Here is a 20,333-nt window from a genome sequence, read left to right on the forward strand (position 1 = left end):
GTGGAGAAGAAATATGCATAACGAAGCACCCATTATCCGTCGTAAATCTAAACGTATTTACGTCGGCAAGGTGCCAGTCGGCGACGGTGCGCCTATTGCCGTTCAGTCGATGACCAATACCCGCACCACCGACGTGGCTGCAACAGTTAATCAAATTAAAGCCCTTCAGCGCGTAGGCGTGGACATTGTTCGCATCTCCGTGCCGACAATGGATGCCGCCGAAGCGTTCAAGCTGATTAAACAGCAAGTTGACGTTCCGCTGGTCGCCGATATCCATTTTGATTATCGCATTGCACTAAAAGTCGCTGAATATGGCGTCGATTGTCTGCGTATCAATCCAGGTAACATTGGCAACAACGAACGTATTCGTATGGTTGTTGATTGCGCGCGTGACCACAACATTCCCATTCGTATCGGTGTAAATGCCGGTTCGCTGGAAAAAGATCTGCAGGAAAAATATGGCGAGCCGACGCCGCAGGCGCTGCTCGAATCCGCCATGCGTCACGTTGATCACCTTGATCGCCTGAATTTCGATCAGTTCAAAGTCAGCGTGAAAGCGTCTGACGTTTTCCTGGCTGTTGAATCTTATCGCCTGCTGGCAAAACAAATTGAACAACCGTTGCATCTCGGTATTACCGAAGCAGGCGGCGCACGCGCAGGTGCAGTGAAATCAGCGATTGGCTTAGGCCTGCTGCTTTCAGAAGGTATCGGTGACACGCTGCGTATTTCGCTGGCAGCCGATCCTGTAGAAGAAGTAAAAGTCGGATTCGATATTCTGAAGTCGCTGCGTATTCGTTCGCGTGGGATTAACTTCATCGCTTGCCCAACCTGCTCGCGTCAGGAATTTGACGTTATTGGCACGGTGAACGCGCTGGAGCAACGCCTTGAAGACCTGATCACGCCGATGGACGTTTCGATTATCGGCTGTGTCGTCAACGGCCCGGGCGAAGCGACTATTTCTACGCTTGGCGTAACCGGTGGCAGCAAGAAGAGTGGTTTTTACGAAGATGGCGTGCGTCAGCGCGTTCGTCTCGACAATGACGATATGATCGATCAGCTGGAAGCGCGCATTCGCGCTAAAGCCTCAATGCTCGACGAAAGCCGTCGCATTGACGTACAGCACCTGGAAAAATAATGGCGTGCGCAGGCTGCGCGCGTGACTTTTTTGACTGAACCTGTGCGGTTTCATCCTCATAAGGTATGATGCCGCACAGGTTTTTTTGCATTAAGAGATTCTAACGTGGCGAAGAATATTCAAGCTATTCGCGGGATGAACGATTATCTGCCTGCGGATACAGCCATCTGGCAACGGATTGAAGGCGTTCTGAAACAGGTTCTGGCGAGCTATGGCTACAGCGAAATTCGCATGCCGATCGTTGAACAAACGCCGTTATTTAAACGCGCTATCGGTGAAGTCACCGATGTGGTTGAAAAAGAGATGTATTCCTTTGACGACCGCAACGGTGAAAGTCTGACGCTGCGCCCGGAAGGCACCGCAGGTTGCGTGCGTGCCGGCATTGAACACGGTTTGCTTTACAATCAAGAGCAGCGCTTGTGGTACATGGGACCGATGTTCCGCTATGAGCGCCCGCAAAAAGGCCGTTATCGCCAGTTTCACCAGATGGGCGTCGAAGTGTTTGGTCTGCAAGGACCGGATATCGATGCTGAATTGATCATGCTTAATGCCCGTTGGTGGAAAGCGTTGGGCATTGCCGATCACGTTCGCCTGGAACTCAACTCCATCGGTTCACTTGAAGCGCGTGCTAATTATCGTGATGCGTTAGTCGCTTTCCTTGAACAGCATAAAGAGACGCTGGACGAAGATTGCAAACGCCGCATGTACACCAATCCCATGCGCGTATTAGACAGCAAAAACCCTGATATCCAGCAATTACTGAATGATGCGCCAAAACTGGGCGACTATCTCGACGACGAGTCGCGAGCGCATTTTGATGGTCTTTGTGCGCTGTTGGATGATGCAGGCATTGCTTATACCGTTAACCAGCGTCTGGTACGCGGTCTCGATTACTACAACCGCACCGTGATTGAATGGGTTACTGATAGCCTGGGTTCGCAAGGCACGGTATGTGGCGGTGGTCGCTATGATGGCCTGGTTGAACAGCTCGGTGGTCGTGCTACACCAGCCGTAGGTTTTGCCATGGGCATGGAGCGTCTGGTGTTACTGGTTCAGGCGGTTAATCCTGAATTTGAACCGACTCGCGTTGTCGATGTCTATGTTATCGCTTCGGGTCAGGGCGTGCAGTCAGCAGCGATGCAGCTGGCAGAAAAACTGCGTGATGAAGTGCCAGAACTGAAGTTGATGACCAACTTCGGTGGCGGCAACTTCAAAAAGCAATTTGCACGCGCTGATAAGTGGGGCGCACGCGTCGCGCTGGTCGTGGGCGAAGACGAAGTGAAAGCTGGCCAGGTGGTGATTAAAGATCTGCGCAGTGGCGATCAGCAAACGCTGGCGCAGGCAGAGGCTGCTGCTGCATTGCGCACGCTGTTACAGTAAGCGTGTCACAGCAACGACCATTGAAAGGAGAAGGATTGCGTGGAAGTTTATAGCAATGATAACGAACAGGTTGATGCGCTTCGCCGCTTTTTTGCCAACAATGGCAAGGCGTTAGCCGTTGGCGTAGTGATCGGCATTGCCGCGTTGGGTGGCTGGCGCTATTGGGCGAGTCAGCAAGAAAGCTCGGCCAAAGCCGTTTCGGCACAGTATCAGCAGCTTACCAGCGCTATGCAGGCAGATAAGCCTCAGACGCTGGAAGCTGTCAGCAACTTTGCCAATGAAAACAGCAACACTTACGGTGCGCTGGCTTCTATGGATGTGGCAAAACAGTATGTTGACAGCAACCAGCTCGATAAAGCGGCAACGCAGTTACAGAACGGCCTGAAAGATACTAAAGATGCCAACCTGCAGGCAGTCATTAACCTGCGCCTGGCTCGCATTCAACTGCAACAGAATCAAGCTGATGCGGCGCTTAAAACCCTTGACGGTGTAAAGGGTGATGGCTGGACAGCCATTGTCGCCGACATTCGCGGCGAAGCGCTGCTGAGCAAAGGCGACAAGCAGGGCGCGCGCGATGCATGGAGTAAAGGGGTAGAATCTGACGCCTCTCCGGCATTGAAGCAAATGATGCAGATGAAGATGAATAACTTAAGCTAAGCCAGTCGAGAGAGAGCGCATGGAATTACGTAAATACCTGCTGCCGGGGCTGATTTCAGTCACTTTGCTCAGCGGTTGTTCGCTGTTTAGCGGCGAAGAAGATGTAGTAAAAATGGCCCCGTTGCCTAAGGTCGAAAACCAATTCACACCACAAGAAGCGTGGAGCACATCGGTTGGCGATGGCATTGGTGATTTCTATTCCAATCTGCATCCTGCCTGGCTGGATGGCACCGTTTATGCTGCCGACCGCTTCGGTATCGTGAAAGCGTTAGATGCAGCAAACGGGAAAGAAAAATGGAAAATCGATCTTTCTGAGAAAACCGGCTTCTTTTCCAGTAATCGCTCAGCCTTGCTCTCCGGCGGCCTGACAGCGAATGGCGATCGCGTTTATGTTGGCAGCGAGCGCGGACAGGTTTATGCATTAAACAGCAGCGACGGCGCGGTTGCCTGGCAAACTAAAGTGGCTGGCGAAGCGCTATCACGTCCGGTTGTCAGCGATGGTTTAGTGCTGGTTCATACCAGCAACGGCATGTTGCAGGGTCTGGATCAGAGCAGCGGCGCAATCAAGTGGAGCGTCAACCTTGATATGCCTGCACTCTCTCTGCGTGGTGAATCTGCGCCAGCCGTGGCGTTCGGCGGTGCGATTGTTGGCGGCGATAACGGCCGCGTCAGCGCGGTGATCTTGAATCAGGGGCAGTTGATTTGGCAGCAACGTATTTCGCAGCCAAGTGGCGCAACTGAAATTGATCGTCTCAACGATGTTGATACTACGCCTGTTGTCGCTAACGGTGTGGTTTACGCCCTGGCTTACAACGGTGATTTAACGGCGTTAGATCTGCGTTCAGGTCAGATTTTGTGGAAACGTGAAATCGGCGGTGTGAAAGATCTGATTGTTGATGCGGGCCGCATTTACCTGGTTGATCAGGATGACCGCGTTATAGCGTTGAACACAGATGGTGGCGTAGCGATTTGGCGTCAAAGCGATCTGCTGCACCGTAACCTAACGTCGCCAGTATTGTACAACGGCTACATCGTTGTGGGTGACAGCGAAGGTTATCTGCACTGGATGAACACCACGGATGGCCGCTTTGTTGCCCAGCAGAAGCTGGACAGCTCTGGCTTCCAGACAGAACCTGTGGTGGCCAGCGACAAGTTACTGATCCAGTCAAAAGATGGTGAGGTTTATGCGATTACCCGCTAAAGGGTAAGCGTCAGGTAGGTGAAATCCTTCCATGAAAACGGCTCCTGACTGATCAGGGGCCGTTTCGTTTTTAGTCAGGCATGGTATTCTTTGCGCCTTAAGCCTGAACTTAGCGGCAAGAACCGTTATAATCACGCCATTCAGGCGATTAATTATTTATTGAGGCATTGTTATGGTACCTGTGGTCGCGCTAGTTGGGCGTCCCAATGTGGGAAAATCTACGCTATTTAACCGCTTAACCCGCACACGTGATGCGCTGGTAGCGGATTTTCCTGGACTGACTCGCGATCGCAAATATGGTCGCGCCGAAGTGGAAGGGCGCGAATTTATTGTCATCGATACCGGCGGTATTGACGGTACTGAAGATGGTGTCGAAGTGCGTATGGCGGGGCAATCGTTGCTCGCGATTGAAGAAGCTGACGTCGTATTTTTTATGGTGGATGCACGTGCAGGCATGATGCCAGCTGATCAACAGATCGCAAATCATCTGCGTTCACGTCGCAAAGCCACTTTCGTGGTCGCGAACAAAACTGACGGACTCGATCCTGATTCAGCCGTTGTCGATTTCTACTCGATGGGTTTGGGTGAAATTCACGCTATCGCTGCTTCCCATGGCCGCGGTGTCACCAGCCTGTTAGAAACCGCGCTGTTGCCGTGGATGGAGCAGGTTGAGCCAGTTGAAGTCACGGAAGAGGAAGAAAACGAAGCTTACTGGGCAGCATTGGCGGCGAAAGAGAGCGATGAGCTGGCGGAAGAGGAAGAGGAAGAATTCGACCCAACCGGTTTGCCAATCAAGCTGGCTATTGTAGGGCGTCCTAACGTCGGTAAATCTACCCTGACTAACCGTATCCTCGGCGAAGATCGCGTGGTGGTATACGATATGCCGGGCACGACGCGAGACAGCATTTATATCCCAATGGAGCGTGATGGGCGCGAATACGTACTCATCGATACTGCAGGTGTGCGTAAGCGCGCCAGAATCTCCGATACCGTAGAGAAATTTTCAGTTATTAAAACGTTGCAAGCGATTGAAGACGCTAACGTGGTGATGCTGGTGATCGATGCGCGTACCGGTATTTCTGATCAGGATCTCTCCCTGCTGGGCTTCATTCTGAACAGTGGGCGTTCATTGGTGATCGTAGTCAATAAATGGGATGGCCTGTCACAGGAAGTGCGTGACGAAGTGAAAGAGACGCTCGATTTCCGTTTGGGCTTCATCGATTTTGCTCGCATCCACTTTATTTCTGCGCTGCATGGCAGCGGCGTGGGTAATCTGTTTGAATCGATTACCGAAGCTTACGACTGTTCGACTAAACGTGTTAACACCTCGTTGCTGACGCGTATCATGAACATGGCTGCTGAAGATCATCAGCCGCCGTTAGTACGTGGTCGTCGCGTGAAGCTCAAGTATGCGCATGCTGGTGGTTATAATCCGCCAATCGTCGTGATCCACGGTAATCAGGTGAAAGACCTGGCAGACTCTTACAAGCGCTACCTGATGAACTACTTCCGTCGTTCTCTGAATGTGATGGGAACGCCGATTCGTATTCAGTTCAAAGAGGGTGATAACCCGTACGAAGGTAAACGTAACCTGCTTAATCCAACGCAGATGCGTAAACGTAAACGTTTGATGGCGCACCTCAAGAAAAATAAAAAATAAGCGTTAATAAAAGAGGGCCAATTGGCCCTCTTTTTTTGGTTTGAGCAGCCAACTCATAAGGCGAGGTGCGGTTATGAATGTAACGTGTGAAAAATGTCAGCAGACGCTAACGCTGAGAGAAGGTGTGTTTATCTGTGAAGCATGCGGCTTCCATTTGCCGGCACAAGCGGTCTGTCCAGATTGTCTCCAGCCACTGAACGTACTAAAAGCGTGCGGTGCAGTGGATTACTTTTGCCCTCAGGGTCATGGGTTAATTTCCAAAAAAAGAGTGAAATTTATACCGCTTAGCGCGTGACACATTTTTTTACTTCTATAAACAAAACGCTGCCGTTGGCGGGAAGCGTGTAATTTTAAACACTTAACCTCATCTTTGTAGCAAAAATGCTATTGCATCGTAACTACCGCGTTATAGATGTTCACCTCTTAATGTACCAAGTGGTACAATCCTGCCGCTTTGTGAGGCAGAGCCAGACGATTCTTTATGTCTACTGGCTCACATAGCCTGCATCACGGACGCGAGTCCGTTCAAATTCGATTTAAAATAAAGTGATATCCAATGCATTAGCCTCAGTTACGTCTTCATTCGTTTACTGAGGCGCGGGTGCTTTATTTTTTCAGGAGAGTTAGTGTTATGGCTGAAACATCGTCCCGCTCCGGCAAAGGATTGGGAATATGGTCTGTACTGCTCGGACTGGTGCTGCTTGCCATCGGTCTGTTCTTCGCTATCGGCGGCGGTAAACTCGTCGGTCTTGGCGGAAGCTGGTACTTCTTAATTGCGGGTATCGTCACGATTTTGTCGGCGATTCAGTTCTTCCGCCGTAAATCTTCCGCAGTGACGCTGTTTCTGCTGATGTTTATCGGCACCTTGATTTGGTCGCTTTTTGACGCTGGTTTGGTGTTCTGGCCGCTGGTTTCGCGTCTAATGGTACCAACAGGGCTGATGATCCTGGCCTTCTTAACGTGGCCTGCGCTGCGTAAGCGTGAAGGCAAAGCCTCGCTGGCTAAGATTTCTTATGTGCTGTCTGCCGTGTTAGCTGTTGGTATGGTGGTGACATTTGTTCAAATGTTCCAGCCTCATCCGACTGTCGCCGCCACTGGCGAGCAGCTGCCGCTTATCCCTGTTGATAAAGCGAAACAACAGAAAGACTGGGATAACTACGGCAATACGCCGGAAGGTAGCCGCTTTGTTGCATTGGATCAGATCACCCGCGACAACGTAAAAGACCTTCAGGTTGCCTGGACTTTCCGCACGGGTGATATTCCAGACAGTCCAACCGGTAACGGTGCAGAAGATCAGGAAACGCCGTTGCAGGTAGGAAACACGGTCTATATCTGTACTCCGCATAACAACGTCATTGCAGTAGAAGCAGACAGCGGTAAGCAGATTTGGAAACGTGAGATCAATGCACAGGCTGAAGTATGGCCTCGCTGCCGCGGTCTGGCGTACTTTGATGCGACCAAACCTTTGACCCAGCCGTCAAAACCGGACTCAACGCCGGTGACTGCAGTGAATTTGCCTGCCGGCGATACCTGTCAGCGCCGTATCCTGATGAATACGATCGATGCGCGCCTGATTGCTATCAATGCTGACAACGGCGAATTGTGCCAGGCCTTTGGCAACAACGGTCAGGTCGATCTGAAAGCGGGTCTGGGCCAGGCGCCTGATCCACAATATCAGCTGACTTCTGCCCCGACGCTTGCGGGCACCACCGTTGTCGTTGGTGGTCGCGTGGCGGATAACGTTCAAACCGATATGCCTGGTGGCGTACTGCGTGGATTTGACGTTATCACCGGTAAAATGCGTTGGGCGTTCGATCCAGGTAATGTGGATCCGAATGCGATCCTGATGCCAGGTAAAGATTTTGCACGCAGCACGCCGAACTCTTGGGCACCTATGTCCTATGATCCGGCTATGAACACCGTGTTTATCCCAATGGGCAGTTCGTCAGTGGATTTGTGGGGGGCTAACCGTAACGAGCTTGATCACAAATATGGCGCCTCTGTGCTGGCACTGGATGCAACTACTGGTAAAGAGAAGTGGGTTTATCAGACCGTTCATAACGATCTGTGGGACTTTGACTTACCGATGCAGCCTAGCCTGATCGACTTCCCGATGAAGGACGGTAGCACGAAACCTGCTGTGGTTATCGGTGGTAAGACTGGCATGATTTTCGTGCTGGATCGCATGACAGGTAAGCCGTTGACCAAGGTCGAAGAGCTGCCAATGCCGCAGGGCCACATCCCGAACGAGCAATACACCAAAACTCAGCCTCATTCGACCGGTATGCCACAGATTGGCAACCAGACGCTGAAAGAGTCTGACATGTGGGGTGCAACGCCGTTTGATCAGCTGGTGTGCCGTATCGGCTTTAAATCAATGCGTTATAACGGGCTGTTTACTGTACCAGATACGGATAAATCCCTGAGCTTCCCAGGTTCACTGGGTGGGATGAACTGGGGCAGCATGTCGACCGATCCGAATAACAATCTGTTGTTCGTTAACGATATGCGTCTGGGCCTGTGGGTGCAGATGATCCCAGCTGATACCAGTAAGATTTCACGCGGTAGCAACGGCGGTGAAGCCATCAATACGGGTATGGGCGCGGTTCCGCTGAAAGGCACGCCATATGCGGTTAACAAAAACCGCTTCATGTCACCGCTGGGCATTCCGTGCCAGGCTCCGCCATTCGGTACGCTCTCTGCGATTGACATGAAAACGCAGAAAATTGTTTGGCAGGTGCCAGTGGGTACCGTGCAGGATACCGGTCCATTTGGCATCAAAATGCGCGTGAAAATGCCAGTCGGTATGCCAACGCTGGGTGGTACGCTGGCGACGCAGGGCGGGCTGGTGTTTATCGCCGGTACGCAGGATTACTATCTGCGCGCTTTCGACAGCTCAACCGGTAAAGAAGTATGGAAAGCTCGTCTGCCAGTGGGCAGCCAAGGCGGCCCAATGAGCTACGTTTCACCGAAAACCGGTAAGCAGTACATCCTCATCTCGGCCGGTGGCGCACGCCAGTCGCCAGATCGTGGTGATTACGTAATTGCTTACACATTACCTGATAACAAGTAATGTGAAGTAATGAAAAGGCCGACAGCAATGTCGGCCTTTTTTTATGGCTATTCGCCGTCACGCCAGAGCGATTCGAGTTCGGGTGGCGCAACCTGTTCCGGTATCAACAGGACCAGGGTACCGACCTCTTGATGCGTGGCATAGTGAATTTGAATACGAAAATAGCGCTGATCCCCGCGCCCAACCTGAGCGGCTTTCTCCTCCGGCTCGCCCAATGGCATTGCCTGTTCAAGCACATGACACACGCGCTGCTTTTGCGGATCAGGAAGCTGGCCTAGCGTGAAACGTCGCTCACCGCGTAGACCCGGGAAAAAAGCGATACCGCCTTCACGTGCCACGACAATGACCGCATCGTCGGTGAGTGGGGGAAGGTCACTCATAATATGCCAACCTCTTTCCATGCATTCTCAATTGCGCTGCCAACTGAACGATTGAAACGCTTTTCAGCGTGCTTCACAGTAAATTGAGCAAAGGTTTTAAAATCGGCATCCTGTGGCAGCTCTTTATCGCACAAGGTGTCGTACCAGGCCTGACCAGCCAGTTCCCATGCATAACCACCCAGCGCTTTTGCCGCGAGATAAAAAGCGCGATTAGGGATACCAGAATTGAGATGCACGCCGCCGTTATCATCGCGGGTCTGAATGTAATCATTCATATGTGCGGGTTGCGGGTCTTTGCCAAGCATCGGATCGTCATAAGCCGTGCCGGGTTCTGACATGGAACGTAATCCACGACCCTTGATGCCCTCTGCCAACAAGCCTTCACCGATAATCCAGTCAGCCTGATCGGCGCTCTGCTTCTTGCTGAACTGTTTGACCAGTGAGCCAAACACGTCTGAAAGTGACTCATTCAGTGCGCCAGCCTGCTCAAAATAGATTAACCCGGCTTCATTTTCAGTCACGCCGTGCGCCAGTTCATGGGCGACCACATCAATAGCGATGGTGAAACGATTAAAAATCTCACCGTCACCATCACCAAACACCATTTGCTGACCATTCCAGAAGGCGTTCTGATAATTTTTGCCGTAATGAATGGTGCCTGGCAGCTTAAGCCCTTGGTTATCGAGGGAGTTACGCTTATAAACCTGCCAGAAAAAATCATAGGTGGTGCCAAGATAATTCCAGGCTTCTTCAGCCGCAATGTCACCATTTGACGACTGACCTTCCTGACGAATCAGTTTGCCTGGCAGCGTTTGCTCATTTTGCGCGTCGTAAATTTCACGTTCGACCTGACCGCCTACAGCGGTTTTTACCCCAGTGGGTTTATGCCAGGGTTCAGCCATCAAATGTTGGACATGGGTTAATGTACGGCGCGCTTCTTCCTGCTGATGGCCAGAACCGTGCGCAATGATTTTGCTTAAGATGTAAGGGGGAATAACACTGAAAGCCATTTCCAACTCCTTGGCACGATGAATGTGCCAAAAAGTATAGTAACGACCTCAGGAAGTTGTTTTGCGGCGACGCGGTTTTTCGGGCAGAAGCTTTGTGACCTGGCTTTCTACCCAACCATCATCGAGTCGGGTGCGAAGCAAATCGCCTTCATGAAGCTGACCACGGTTTTTTACTACCTGGCCGGCGGTATCGGTGGTGACGCTAAAACCACGTGCCAGCGTGGCCAAAGGGCTAACGCCTTCAAGCTGAGCGGCTAAGGTGCCGAAGCGCTGTTTATCGCGGTTCAGCAATTTTTCCATGCTTTGTTGCAGACGATAATGGCAGTTTTGCAGTGATTGCTGCGCCTGAAACAGACGCTGCTGAGGTTGCTGCGCATTTAACCGCTGCGTTAAGCGATCTTGCTGGCGCGTCGCCATACGCAGACGTGTGTCAATGGCATCATCCAAACGCTGCTGGAGGCGATACAGGGCCGTTTGCTGACGCGCCAGACGCAACTGTGGATGTTGCTGCTGCAAGCGATGATCCAGCCGACTAAACAGGCGCTGCTGACGCGCCAGATAATAATCCATGGCCATTTCCATCCGCTGCTGCTGAGCCTGCAACTGACGCAGCAGTTCAATCTGATTGCGGCTGACAATTTCTGCGGCAGCAGAAGGCGTTGGCGCTCGCAGATCGGCAACAAAATCGGCAATGGTCACGTCAGTTTCATGGCCTACCGCGCTGACGATAGGAATGCGACTGGCAAAAATAGCGCGTGCGACACGCTCATCGTTGAAGCTCCATAAATCTTCCAGTGAGCCACCGCCGCGGCCCACGATCAAGACATCACATTCGTTGCGCAGGTTTGCTACTTCAATCGCACGAACAATCGCGGCGGGGGCGTCTACACCCTGAACGACGGTCGGATAAATCACAATGGGCAAGGAAGGGTCGCGGCGATGCAACACACGCAGCACATCATGCAGCGCTGCGCCGGTGGAAGAGGTAATCACGCCAACCTGTTTCGCCGGGTCCGGCAAGGCTTGTTTATGCTGTGGCTCAAACAGGCCTTCACTCGCTAGCTTGGTTTTCAGCAGCTCAAATTGCTGCTGCAACAAACCTTCACCTGCGGGATGCATGCTTTCGATAATGAGCTGATAGTCGCCGCGTGGTTCATACAGCGTGATATTGGCGCGAACTAAAACCTGCTGTCCGTGTTGCGGACGAAAGGTAACGCGACGATTACTGTTACGGAACATGGCGCAGCGTACTTGGGCGCCGTCATCTTTAAGCGTGAAGTACCAGTGACCCGAAGCGGGTTGAGTAAAGTTTGAGATCTCCGCGCTCAGCCAAACCAGGCCCATCTCTTTTTCCAGTAGCTGACGCACCGTGGTATTGAGGCGGCTGACAGTAAAAATATTGGCAGTTGGAGGTAGCGACATGTGACGAAGATCAAATTCCAAATCAGCAGGTTAATTAGTCGATACTACAGGGCTGATACAGCGGATCAAGACTTTTTCTTAAATAAAGCTGGAGGCAATCGATTACGGCCTGTATAATGCCGCGGCAATATTTTATCTATTCTCATTCACCCGAGGTGGAGTATTGCCATGTTAAGAATCGCTAAAGAAGCACTCACTTTCGACGACGTTTTGCTCGTTCCTGCACACTCCACCGTCTTGCCAAATACGGCTGACCTCAGCACTCAGCTGACCAAAAATATCCGTTTAAACATTCCTATGCTTTCCGCTGCCATGGATACCGTGACTGAAGCGGGCTTGGCCATCGCGCTGGCGCAGGAAGGTGGCCTGGGCTTCATTCACAAAAATATGTCGATTGAACGCCAGGCGGATGAAGTTCGCAAAGTTAAAAAACATGAAAGCGGCGTAGTAACCGAACCACAAACCGTGCTGCCAACTACCCCGCTGGCAGACGTGAAGGCGTTGACTGAGCGCAATGGCTTTGCAGGCTACCCGGTTGTAAACACCCGCAACGAACTGGTTGGTATTATTACCGGTCGTGACGTTCGTTTTGTGACTGATTTAACGCAGCCTGTTTCTGCGGTCATGACGCCGAAAGAGCGTTTAGTGACGGTGAAAGAGGGCGAAGCGCGTGACGTGGTTCTGCAAAAAATGCATGAAAAACGTGTTGAGAAAGCGCTGGTGGTGGATGATAGCTTCCACCTGCTGGGCATGATCACTGTAAAAGACTTCCAGAAAGCAGAACGTAAACCAAACGCCTGTAAAGACGCTCAAGGCCGTCTGCGTGTGGGTGCTGCTGTTGGCGCCGGTGCTGGCAACGAAGAGCGTGTTGATGCGCTGGTGGCGGCAGGTGTTGACGTGCTGCTTATCGACTCCTCCCATGGACACTCTGAAGGGGTACTTCAGCGTATTCGCGAAACCCGCGCAAAATACCCAGATCTCGAAATCCTTGGCGGTAACGTGGCAACCGGAGCGGGCGCATTAGCGCTGGTAGAAGCAGGTGTAAGCGCAGTAAAAGTCGGTATCGGCCCTGGCTCAATCTGTACTACGCGTATCGTTACCGGTGTGGGTGTTCCTCAGATCACTGCAGTTTCCGACGCAGTAGAAGCCCTGGAAGGGACCGGCATTCCTGTTATTGCTGATGGCGGCATTCGCTTCTCAGGCGACATTGCGAAAGCTATCGCAGCGGGCGCATCTTGTGTGATGGTCGGCTCCATGCTGGCGGGTACTGAAGAATCACCTGGTGAAATCGAGCTGTATCAAGGCCGTTCATTCAAATCTTATCGTGGTATGGGTTCACTGGGTGCGATGTCTAAAGGCTCATCTGACCGTTACTTCCAGACTGACAACGCCGCAGACAAACTGGTGCCGGAAGGTATCGAAGGTCGCGTAGCCTATAAAGGTCGTCTGAAAGAGATCGTTCACCAGCAGATGGGCGGCTTGCGCTCTTGCATGGGTTTGACAGGTTGCCCAACCATTGACGATCTGCGTACCAAAGCTGAATTTGTTCGCATCAGCGGCGCGGGCATCAATGAAAGCCACGTACATGATGTGACCATCACCAAAGAGTCACCGAACTACCGCATGGGTTCATAATCCCGTAAGATTTCCCGCCCGGCTCAACCCGGGCGCTTTTATTATCAAGTCACCGTTCTGGAAACACCTCAATGACGACGGAAAATATCCATAAGCATCGCATTCTGATTCTCGATTTTGGTTCTCAATATACTCAACTGGTTGCACGCCGCGTACGTGAACTGGGTGTGTACTGCGAACTCTGGGCATGGGATGTCACCGAAGAGCAGATCCGCCAGTTCAATCCCAGCGGCATCATCCTTTCCGGTGGCCCGGAAAGCACCACCGAACTCAACAGCCCACGCGCACCTGAATATGTCTTCACCGCTGGCGTACCGGTGCTGGGCGTTTGCTACGGCATGCAGACCATGGCGATTCAGCTGGGTGGCAAAGTTGAAGGGTCTAACGAGCGTGAATTTGGTTATGCTCAGGTTGAAGTGACCACCAAAAGTGCCTTGGTTCGCGACATCGAAGATGCGATCAGCGCCACAGGCAAGCCGCTGTTGGATGTGTGGATGAGCCACGGTGACAAAGTCACGGCAATCCCCGCTGACTTCGTGACCGTTGCCAGCACTGAAACCTGTCCGTTTGCCATCATGGCCAATGAAGAGAAACGTTTTTACGGCGTGCAGTTCCATCCAGAAGTGACGCACACGCGTCAGGGTCTGCGCATGCTTGAGCGTTTCATCATCGATATCTGTGAATGTGAAGCGCTGTGGACACCGGCAAAAATCATCGAAGACGCTGTTGAACGTCTACGTGTGCAGATTGGTGACGATAAAGTCATTCTTGGCTTATCAGGTGGCGTGGATTCTTCCGTTACCGCTATGCTGCTGCACCGCGCTATTGGCGAGCGCCTGACCTGCGTATTTGTCGACAACGGTTTGCTGCGCCTCAATGAAGCAGAGCAGGTAATGGATATGTTTGGTGACCACTTCGGTCTGAACATCATTCACGTACCGGCTGAGATGCGCTTCCTTGACGCGCTGGCAGGTATTGACGAGCCAGAAGCTAAACGCAAAACCATTGGCCGCGTGTTCGTTGAAGTGTTTGACGAAGAAGCGACCAAGCTGACTGAAGTGAAATGGTTGGCGCAGGGTACCATTTATCCTGATGTTATCGAGTCTGCTGCTTCTGCTACCGGTAAAGCCCATGTGATTAAATCACACCATAATGTGGGTGGCCTGCCGAAAGAGATGAAGCTGGGTTTGGTTGAGCCGCTGAAAGAGCTGTTCAAAGACGAAGTGCGCAAAATTGGTCTGGAGTTGGGCCTGCCTTACGACATGCTTTACCGCCATCCGTTCCCGGGTCCAGGTTTGGGCGTGCGCGTACTGGGCGAAGTGAAGAAAGAGTATTGCGATCTGCTGCGTCGTGCCGATGCGATCTTCATCGAAGAGCTGCACAAAGCCGATCTCTACAACAAAGTCAGCCAGGCCTTTACCGTGTTCCTGCCGGTACGTTCAGTGGGTGTGATGGGCGATGGCCGTAAATATGATTGGGTTGTTTCACTGCGTGCTGTTGAAACCATCGACTTCATGACCGCACATTGGGCGCACCTGCCTTATGAGTTCCTTGGCCGTGTTTCCAACCGCATTATCAATGAAGTTAACGGTATTTCCCGCGTCGTTTACGATATTAGCGGCAAACCACCGGCGACCATTGAATGGGAATAAGTTTCTGACTTATCCTGAGATGCGTTGATGATTAAATCGCCAGTTCAATCGCCAGATTGACTGGCGATTTTCTTTCTCTGCCTTTACTTACCGGGATAACCACATGCTTCCACTAAAAGTGTTCAGTCTCTGTTTTCTTGCTGTATTGCTGCTATCACTGGGTGCAAGTATTGCGCAGGCGACACGGCATAGTGACGCGCCAAGTCAGGGCGGCTGGTGGTCTGCACGACGTGATTCTGCCGGGATTGCGCCCGATCCACGTGCTTACGCCAACTTAGCGATTGTGCAGGTTTATGCTGCGCCGACCTATGGCTGGAAGGGCGCGGTGGCGGTGCATCCATGGATTATCTTTAAACGTGCCGGGGAAACGCAATACAACCGCTACGAGGTGATCAGTTGGGGCAGCGGGGATAAAGTACGACGCAACACCAACATCGCCGATGGATATTGGTACGGTGCGAAACCGCGCTTGCTGGTAAATCATCGCGGACCTGAGGCTGAAGCGATGATTCCTCAGATTGAAGCAGCCATTAAATCGTATCCCTGGCCGCAGACATATCATGCGTGGCCTGGGCCCAACAGCAACACTTTTCTGGCGCACATTGGCCGCGACGTTCCTGCGCTAAAACTGGATCTGCCCGCTAATGCGTTGGGAAAAGATTACCGTCCGCTGTGGCGCCCGATTGGCTTGCCGCCGTCTGGCAGAGGTGTGCAAGTCTCTGTTTTGGGCGTGGCGGGCATTACGCTTGGTGCGGAAGAGGGCTTTGAACTTAACATTTTAGGCTTGAATATGGGGCTGGATTTTACGCCATTTCGTCTGCGTTTACCGTTCATTGGCGGGATAGGTAATGACAACCTTCAGCAAGATAATCCGTAATGCAAAAAAGCCCCGTAAAAGCGGGGCTTTTTTGATTAACAGACGCCGAAATCACCGTCTTCGTGATACACATTCACGCTGTCGGCCTTTACTTCAATTTCCTTTTTTGTCGCGTCGTCTACGCGTGCGCACCATAACGTATCGCCTTCCACTCGCAGAACTAACATCTTTGGTCCGCCGGTTTTTGCTTGTACAAAATCATCAATATTAAACATCATTTCTCCATCCTGTTGTTATGTGAATCAATGGTTTATTAAGAAAACGGTTGCCAGTCCAAGGAAGATAAAGAAGCCGCCTGTATCGGTGATAGCGGTAATCAACACGCTGGAACCAATCGCCGGATCGCGCTTCATTTTGGTCATCACCAGGGGCACCAGCACGCCCATTAATGCTGCAAGCAGCAGGTTAAGCACCATCGCCAGCATCATCACGCCACCCAGCGCAACATTGTCATACATCAGCCACGTTACCAGGCCCATGATGCCACCCCAGAAAAGACCGTTAATCAAGGCAACGCCCAATTCACGGACAATCAGAAAAGAGAAGTTACCAGGCTCAACCTGGTGCAGAGCAAGGGCGCGAACAATCATGGTAATGGTCTGATTACCAGTATTGCCGCCAATGCCGGCAACAATTGGCATCAACGTTGCCAACGCAACCAGTTGTGAAATAGTTGACTCAAACAAGCCGATAACGCGTGAGGCGACAAAGGCGGTACACAGATTAAGTGCCAGCCACGCCCAGCGATTGCGAACAGATTTACGCACCGGCGCGAAAACGTCTTCTTCCTGGCTGATACCGCCCATTTTACGGATATTGCTTTCGTTCTCTTCGTTCACCAAATCGATAACGTCTTCGATGGTGACGCGGCCAATAAGCTTGCCTTTGGCGTCGATGACCGCTGCGGATATTAAATTATAGCGTTCAAAGGCGCTGGCAGCGTCTTCGGCTTTGTCATTGAGTTGAAAGGTCGTGGGGCGCGTGTTCATCACTTCAAAAACACGTTTTTGCGGTTGATTAAGCAGAATATCAGTTAGTGGCAACTCGCCTAGTAACTGATTTTCTTTGGTCGTGATAAACAGTTTATCGGTACCGGTCGGCATGCTCTTACGATGACGTAAGAAACGCTGCACGGTGGCTAAAGTGACATCGGCACGGACCGTCAGGATATTGAAATCCATGACTCGCCCGACGCGATCGCGGTCAAACTGCACCACGTTGAGCATGCGAGCGCGCAATCCGGGTTCCAGCTTGGTGAGCAGGCGTCCAGTGAGATCGCGCGGCAGATAGCGTGCCAGCCAGACTTGATCATCAATATCCAGCGGCTCAATGGCGCGCAAAATATCGCGATCGCTCATCTCTTCGGTCAGGCTGGCCCACACCGTTTCAGAGGCTTCAACTAACACATGACCGCGTCGTTCATTCGGCACTAAACGCCACAACGCCTGGCGTTCTTCTTCGGGTAACGCTTCAAGAATATCGGCCAAATCTGCGGCATGCAGTTGGATAATATCCTGTTCGAGCTTTTCGCGTTGAATCGAATTTTCACGTTGCTGTTCAGGGCTGAAGTCGGTGGATTTCTCCAGCAGCGCATCAACCAGATCGTGCTCATTGAGCAGCAGCGTCAGAATACGATGACGTATTTCACTTAAAAGTTGAGAGTGAGAGGCAGACATATTGAGTCCCTTTTGTCTGAAAGCACCAGCACGAAGTGTAGCGTTTCGTTTGCAAAAGGGATGCAAAAAATCACACTGTCATTTGGACAGCGTTTTACTTATTCATGTGAAAAACACGTTTAGCTAACGGGAATTGTTGACGCTAAGGCTTACCGGTTCATGCATGGATTTTTTTTGCTGATGATGTTCGAAAGCAGCAGGCAGGAGAAAAATCAGGCGACTAACAAGGATGATAAAACTGATCAACAGAACAATCCGGGTCATGGTGCCGGTTTTCTGACGTCTTCGAGGGGATAAAGCGCTGTTCACGCGGGTGGTTCCTGTAATGACCCAAATGGGCGATTGCAATATTTAGTCACAGTCGCCGGATGAAATCAATCGCTGTCTAAAAAAACAGCGAAAATAATCAGTAGCTGGCTTTTTGTGCCAGCAGCGTAGCGAAACGGCAGTTAATGCGATTGCCATTTTCATCAGTACGATGCAGCTGTCCGAGGTTTTCGTTGTACTTCAGAATGTGCCAGTTGCGGTAATAATTGCTGAGTTCACCCGATTTAAAGGCAAAGGAAAAATCAGCCGGGCAGGGCGTATCATCAGTATTCATGGCTGCCACAATCAGATTGAAGCCATATTTTACCGTGCTGGCCTGCATGTCTGCGATCAACTGCGGAATGGTTTCTGGTTGAAGAAACATCATCACCACCGTAGACAGCACAAAGTCGTAGCCGCCATTAAAACGCGTGTTGTTGAGATCGCGCTGTTCGGTATGAATCCCCTGTAAACCCTCTTCCGCGATAATGCTATTCAGGCGCGCCAGACTCTGCGGATTATGATCCCAGGCGGTGACATCAAAGCCTTGCTGATTGAGAAACAGCGTGTTGCGGCCATTGCCACAGCCAAGATCCAACGCTTTACCCACCTTGAGCTGAGGAAAGGCTTCCAGCACTTCGGAGTGGGTTGGCGTCAGGCCATATTTTTCAGTAAAAATGTTCTGTTTTAATGTCGTCATAGTCATTATTTCAGTGTTGTAGGCGCTAAACGCCCACATCATCAGGCTTCTTCGAGAATCAGCTTCCAGCCGGTTACATCATTCCAGTAAATCTGTTCGCGCTCTAAATCGAGCTGTACCAGATTATTTTGGCTAAGGAAGCCCGTCGGGAACGTTAAGGTCCAGTGTCCATCATCACAGCGTAGTTTGAGTGAATCTGGGCGGGTTGTCGCCTGGCGCTGATTGTTCAGCAGCGTGCCCAGGCGCAGCAGAAAGATAAGCGGAACAAACTGCTTTTTCTTAAACAGCGTCACTCGCGGCAGTTCATCTACCTTGACGGCTTTGCGATGAAACCTTACCAGCGCTGCCAGCAGCATTTGTTGATCCTGATTAAAACCCGGCATGTTGGTGTTTTGCAGAATGTAGGCCGAATGGCGCTGTAAGCCGCTGTGGTTGATGGTTAACCCGACTTCATGCAGCATCGCCGCCCATTTCAGCAGCGCAGCTAATTGTGGATTAGCCAGCTTGGGATGCTGATCGCGCCATTGCAGATAAAGCTGCTCGGTGGTTTCCAGTACGCGACGGGCTTGATCGCTATCTATTGCATAGTGATTAGCCAGACTTTGCGCTGTGCGGCTGCGAATATCCTGGTGACGGAAGCGTCCTTCCATTTCATACAGTACGCCTTCACGCAGCGCACCATCAGAAAGGCGTAATTCGCGGATCGCCAGCGCATCAAACACACCACAAATAATCGCCAATCCCGGCACGAAAACGCTTTTACGCTCTTCGGATAAACCGGGCAGGCTCAAGGCTGCAAAAGATTTATGCTTCATGACTTCGTCATAAAGCATTTCAAGGCGTTCAGGCGTAATCAATTTCTCTTTCTCGCCCATCTCTTGCAGCACTTCACAGGCAGCTTTTATGGTGCCAGATGCGCCCAGCGCATACTGCCAACCGTGCAAGCGATATTGCCACGCCAGCGTTTCAAGCTTTTGCGCTGCGGCTAAACGCGCACGGCGGAAATTGTCGCGATTGATCTCCCCTTTAGGGAAATAGAGTTGAGAAAAACTGACGCAACCCATGCGGCGGCTTTCCACCAACTGCGGTTCGAAATCTTCACCGATCACCAGTTCTGTTGAACCACCACCGATGTCTATCACCAGCTTGCGGCCTTTTTCCGGCTGGGTATGTTCCACACCCATGAAAATCAGACGCGCCTCTTCATGGCCGGAAATCACTTCAATCGGATAAGGGATCACGTCCGCAGCGCGCTGCAAGAAGGTTTCCGCATTGACGGCCTGACGCAGCGTGTGGGTGCCGACAATGGTGACATTGCTGGCTCTGAAGCCTTGTAAACGCTCAGCAAACAGCGCCAGACAGCTCAGGCCGCGCTCCATTGCCTCTTCGCTCAGACGATTATTCGCGTCAAGCCCGTCAGCCAGATGCACGCGCTGCTTCAGGCGGCCCAGCACCTGCATAGCGCCATCAACCACACGGGCAATAACCATGTGGAAACTGTTCGAACCGAGGTCAATCGCCGCAAACTCTTGAGGTTTAGGCGTACTCTTCTGGGAAATTGGCATAGGA

At 51.7% G+C, this 20,333-nt stretch carries 18 protein-coding genes; 10 read left to right on the forward strand and 8 right to left on the reverse strand.

What is annotated here, in order from left to right; genetic code table 11:
* Positions 1 to 13: 13 nt before the first annotated feature.
* The 7 genes from ispG (at position 14) to MUG06_RS00485 (ending at position 9,106) form a co-directional block, all read left to right on the forward strand.
* Positions 14 to 1,135 carry a flavodoxin-dependent (E)-4-hydroxy-3-methylbut-2-enyl-diphosphate synthase gene (gene ispG, locus MUG06_RS00455; protein WP_243077405.1) on the forward strand — a complete coding sequence of 374 codons (1,122 nt, stop codon included), beginning with the start codon at positions 14 to 16 and terminating at the stop codon, positions 1,133 to 1,135.
* Positions 1,136 to 1,240: 105 nt separating this feature from the next.
* Positions 1,241 to 2,515 (forward strand): histidine--tRNA ligase, encoded by a 1,275-nt coding sequence (gene hisS / locus MUG06_RS00460; RefSeq protein WP_243077406.1) that lies wholly within the window; start codon positions 1,241 to 1,243, stop codon positions 2,513 to 2,515.
* Positions 2,516 to 2,554: 39 nt separating this feature from the next.
* Complete coding sequence (locus MUG06_RS00465; protein WP_215845868.1) at positions 2,555 to 3,172, forward strand: YfgM family protein; 618 nt, start codon at positions 2,555 to 2,557, stop codon at positions 3,170 to 3,172.
* 19 nt (positions 3,173 to 3,191) lie between these two features.
* Positions 3,192 to 4,373, forward strand: a complete 1,182-nt coding sequence (bamB, locus tag MUG06_RS00470; protein ID WP_243077407.1) for an outer membrane protein assembly factor BamB — start codon at positions 3,192 to 3,194, stop codon at positions 4,371 to 4,373.
* A gap of 172 nt (positions 4,374 to 4,545) precedes the next feature.
* A complete protein-coding gene (der, locus tag MUG06_RS00475; protein WP_215845870.1) occupies positions 4,546 to 6,033 on the forward strand; it encodes a ribosome biogenesis GTPase Der in 1,488 nt (495 codons plus the stop codon).
* Between the two features lie 73 nt (positions 6,034 to 6,106).
* Positions 6,107 to 6,328 carry a zinc ribbon domain-containing protein gene (locus MUG06_RS00480; RefSeq protein WP_243077408.1) on the forward strand — a complete coding sequence of 74 codons (222 nt, stop codon included), beginning with the start codon at positions 6,107 to 6,109 and terminating at the stop codon, positions 6,326 to 6,328.
* A 336-nt stretch (positions 6,329 to 6,664) separates the two neighbouring features.
* Positions 6,665 to 9,106 carry a glucose/quinate/shikimate family membrane-bound PQQ-dependent dehydrogenase gene (locus MUG06_RS00485; RefSeq protein WP_243077409.1) on the forward strand — a complete coding sequence of 814 codons (2,442 nt, stop codon included), beginning with the start codon at positions 6,665 to 6,667 and terminating at the stop codon, positions 9,104 to 9,106.
* A 47-nt stretch (positions 9,107 to 9,153) separates the two neighbouring features.
* Here MUG06_RS00485 and MUG06_RS00490 read toward each other — a convergent pair whose 3' ends face one another.
* Genes MUG06_RS00490 through xseA form a run of 3 tightly spaced genes read right to left on the reverse strand, consistent with a single transcriptional unit; the run spans position 9,154 to position 11,918 of the window.
* Positions 9,154 to 9,486, reverse strand: coding sequence for a protealysin inhibitor emfourin (locus MUG06_RS00490; protein ID WP_243077410.1), 333 nt, complete (start codon positions 9,484 to 9,486; stop codon positions 9,154 to 9,156).
* A complete protein-coding gene (locus MUG06_RS00495; protein WP_243077411.1) occupies positions 9,483 to 10,496 on the reverse strand; it encodes a M4 family metallopeptidase in 1,014 nt (337 codons plus the stop codon). The genes MUG06_RS00490 and MUG06_RS00495 overlap by 4 nt, the downstream gene beginning before the upstream one ends.
* A 48-nt stretch (positions 10,497 to 10,544) precedes the next feature.
* Positions 10,545 to 11,918 (reverse strand): exodeoxyribonuclease VII large subunit, encoded by a 1,374-nt coding sequence (gene xseA / locus MUG06_RS00500; RefSeq protein WP_243077412.1) that lies wholly within the window; start codon positions 11,916 to 11,918, stop codon positions 10,545 to 10,547.
* A gap of 168 nt (positions 11,919 to 12,086) precedes the next feature.
* Between xseA and guaB the strand changes: the two genes are divergently transcribed.
* The 3 genes from guaB (at position 12,087) to MUG06_RS00515 (ending at position 16,082) form a co-directional block, all read left to right on the forward strand.
* A complete protein-coding gene (guaB, locus tag MUG06_RS00505; protein ID WP_215845877.1) occupies positions 12,087 to 13,553 on the forward strand; it encodes an IMP dehydrogenase in 1,467 nt (488 codons plus the stop codon).
* A gap of 71 nt (positions 13,554 to 13,624) precedes the next feature.
* The gene (gene guaA / locus MUG06_RS00510) at positions 13,625 to 15,205 is read left to right on the forward strand and encodes a glutamine-hydrolyzing GMP synthase (RefSeq protein WP_243077413.1); all 1,581 of its coding nucleotides are present in this window, start codon (positions 13,625 to 13,627) and stop codon (positions 15,203 to 15,205) included.
* Between the two features lie 103 nt (positions 15,206 to 15,308).
* A complete protein-coding gene (locus MUG06_RS00515) occupies positions 15,309 to 16,082 on the forward strand; it encodes a DUF3750 domain-containing protein (RefSeq protein WP_243077414.1) in 774 nt (257 codons plus the stop codon).
* 35 nt (positions 16,083 to 16,117) lie between these two features.
* Here the strand turns inward: MUG06_RS00515 and MUG06_RS00520 are convergent, their stop codons facing one another.
* From MUG06_RS00520 to ppx, 5 genes are all read right to left on the reverse strand, one after another.
* Positions 16,118 to 16,297, reverse strand: coding sequence for a DUF2158 domain-containing protein (locus tag MUG06_RS00520; RefSeq protein WP_215848229.1), 180 nt, complete (start codon positions 16,295 to 16,297; stop codon positions 16,118 to 16,120).
* A 27-nt stretch (positions 16,298 to 16,324) separates the two neighbouring features.
* Positions 16,325 to 17,758 carry a magnesium transporter gene (gene mgtE / locus MUG06_RS00525; RefSeq protein WP_215845880.1) on the reverse strand — a complete coding sequence of 478 codons (1,434 nt, stop codon included), beginning with the start codon at positions 17,756 to 17,758 and terminating at the stop codon, positions 16,325 to 16,327.
* 123 nt (positions 17,759 to 17,881) lie between these two features.
* On the reverse strand, positions 17,882 to 18,067 hold the full coding sequence (locus MUG06_RS00530) for a YfgG family protein (RefSeq protein WP_243077415.1): 186 nt from the start codon (positions 18,065 to 18,067) through the stop codon (positions 17,882 to 17,884).
* A gap of 97 nt (positions 18,068 to 18,164) precedes the next feature.
* The gene (gene tehB / locus MUG06_RS00535) at positions 18,165 to 18,770 is read right to left on the reverse strand and encodes a tellurite resistance methyltransferase TehB (protein ID WP_215848230.1); all 606 of its coding nucleotides are present in this window, start codon (positions 18,768 to 18,770) and stop codon (positions 18,165 to 18,167) included.
* Positions 18,771 to 18,805: 35 nt separating this feature from the next.
* Positions 18,806 to 20,329: an exopolyphosphatase gene (gene ppx / locus MUG06_RS00540; RefSeq protein ID WP_215845882.1), complete on the reverse strand. Its 1,524-nt coding sequence runs from the start codon at positions 20,327 to 20,329 to the stop codon at positions 18,806 to 18,808.
* Positions 20,330 to 20,333: the final 4 nt, after the last annotated feature.

The organism is Pantoea sp. MQR6, from assembly GCF_022761075.1.
Lineage (GTDB): Bacteria > Pseudomonadota > Gammaproteobacteria > Enterobacterales > Enterobacteriaceae > Pantoea > Pantoea phytostimulans.

What these genes read in the sequence shown, in the direction of transcription:
- ispG (WP_243077405.1), top strand. Translation starts at nt 14, where the DNA reads ATGCATAACGAAGCACCCATTATCCGTCGTAAATCTAAACGTATTTAC.
- bamB (WP_243077407.1), top strand. Translation starts at nt 3,192, where the DNA reads ATGGAATTACGTAAATACCTGCTGCCGGGGCTGATTTCAGTCACTTTG.
- der (WP_215845870.1), top strand. Translation starts at nt 4,546, where the DNA reads ATGGTACCTGTGGTCGCGCTAGTTGGGCGTCCCAATGTGGGAAAATCT.
- MUG06_RS00480 (WP_243077408.1), top strand. Translation starts at nt 6,107, where the DNA reads ATGAATGTAACGTGTGAAAAATGTCAGCAGACGCTAACGCTGAGAGAA.
- MUG06_RS00485 (WP_243077409.1), top strand. Translation starts at nt 6,665, where the DNA reads ATGGCTGAAACATCGTCCCGCTCCGGCAAAGGATTGGGAATATGGTCT.
- MUG06_RS00490 (WP_243077410.1), bottom strand. Translation starts at nt 9,486, where the DNA reads ATGAGTGACCTTCCCCCACTCACCGACGATGCGGTCATTGTCGTGGCA.
- MUG06_RS00495 (WP_243077411.1), bottom strand. Translation starts at nt 10,496, where the DNA reads ATGGCTTTCAGTGTTATTCCCCCTTACATCTTAAGCAAAATCATTGCG.
- xseA (WP_243077412.1), bottom strand. Translation starts at nt 11,918, where the DNA reads ATGTCGCTACCTCCAACTGCCAATATTTTTACTGTCAGCCGCCTCAAT.
- guaB (WP_215845877.1), top strand. Translation starts at nt 12,087, where the DNA reads ATGTTAAGAATCGCTAAAGAAGCACTCACTTTCGACGACGTTTTGCTC.
- guaA (WP_243077413.1), top strand. Translation starts at nt 13,625, where the DNA reads ATGACGACGGAAAATATCCATAAGCATCGCATTCTGATTCTCGATTTT.
- MUG06_RS00515 (WP_243077414.1), top strand. Translation starts at nt 15,309, where the DNA reads ATGCTTCCACTAAAAGTGTTCAGTCTCTGTTTTCTTGCTGTATTGCTG.
- MUG06_RS00520 (WP_215848229.1), bottom strand. Translation starts at nt 16,297, where the DNA reads ATGTTTAATATTGATGATTTTGTACAAGCAAAAACCGGCGGACCAAAG.
- mgtE (WP_215845880.1), bottom strand. Translation starts at nt 17,758, where the DNA reads ATGTCTGCCTCTCACTCTCAACTTTTAAGTGAAATACGTCATCGTATT.
- tehB (WP_215848230.1), bottom strand. Translation starts at nt 18,770, where the DNA reads ATGACTATGACGACATTAAAACAGAACATTTTTACTGAAAAATATGGC.
- ppx (WP_215845882.1), bottom strand. Translation starts at nt 20,329, where the DNA reads ATGCCAATTTCCCAGAAGAGTACGCCTAAACCTCAAGAGTTTGCGGCG.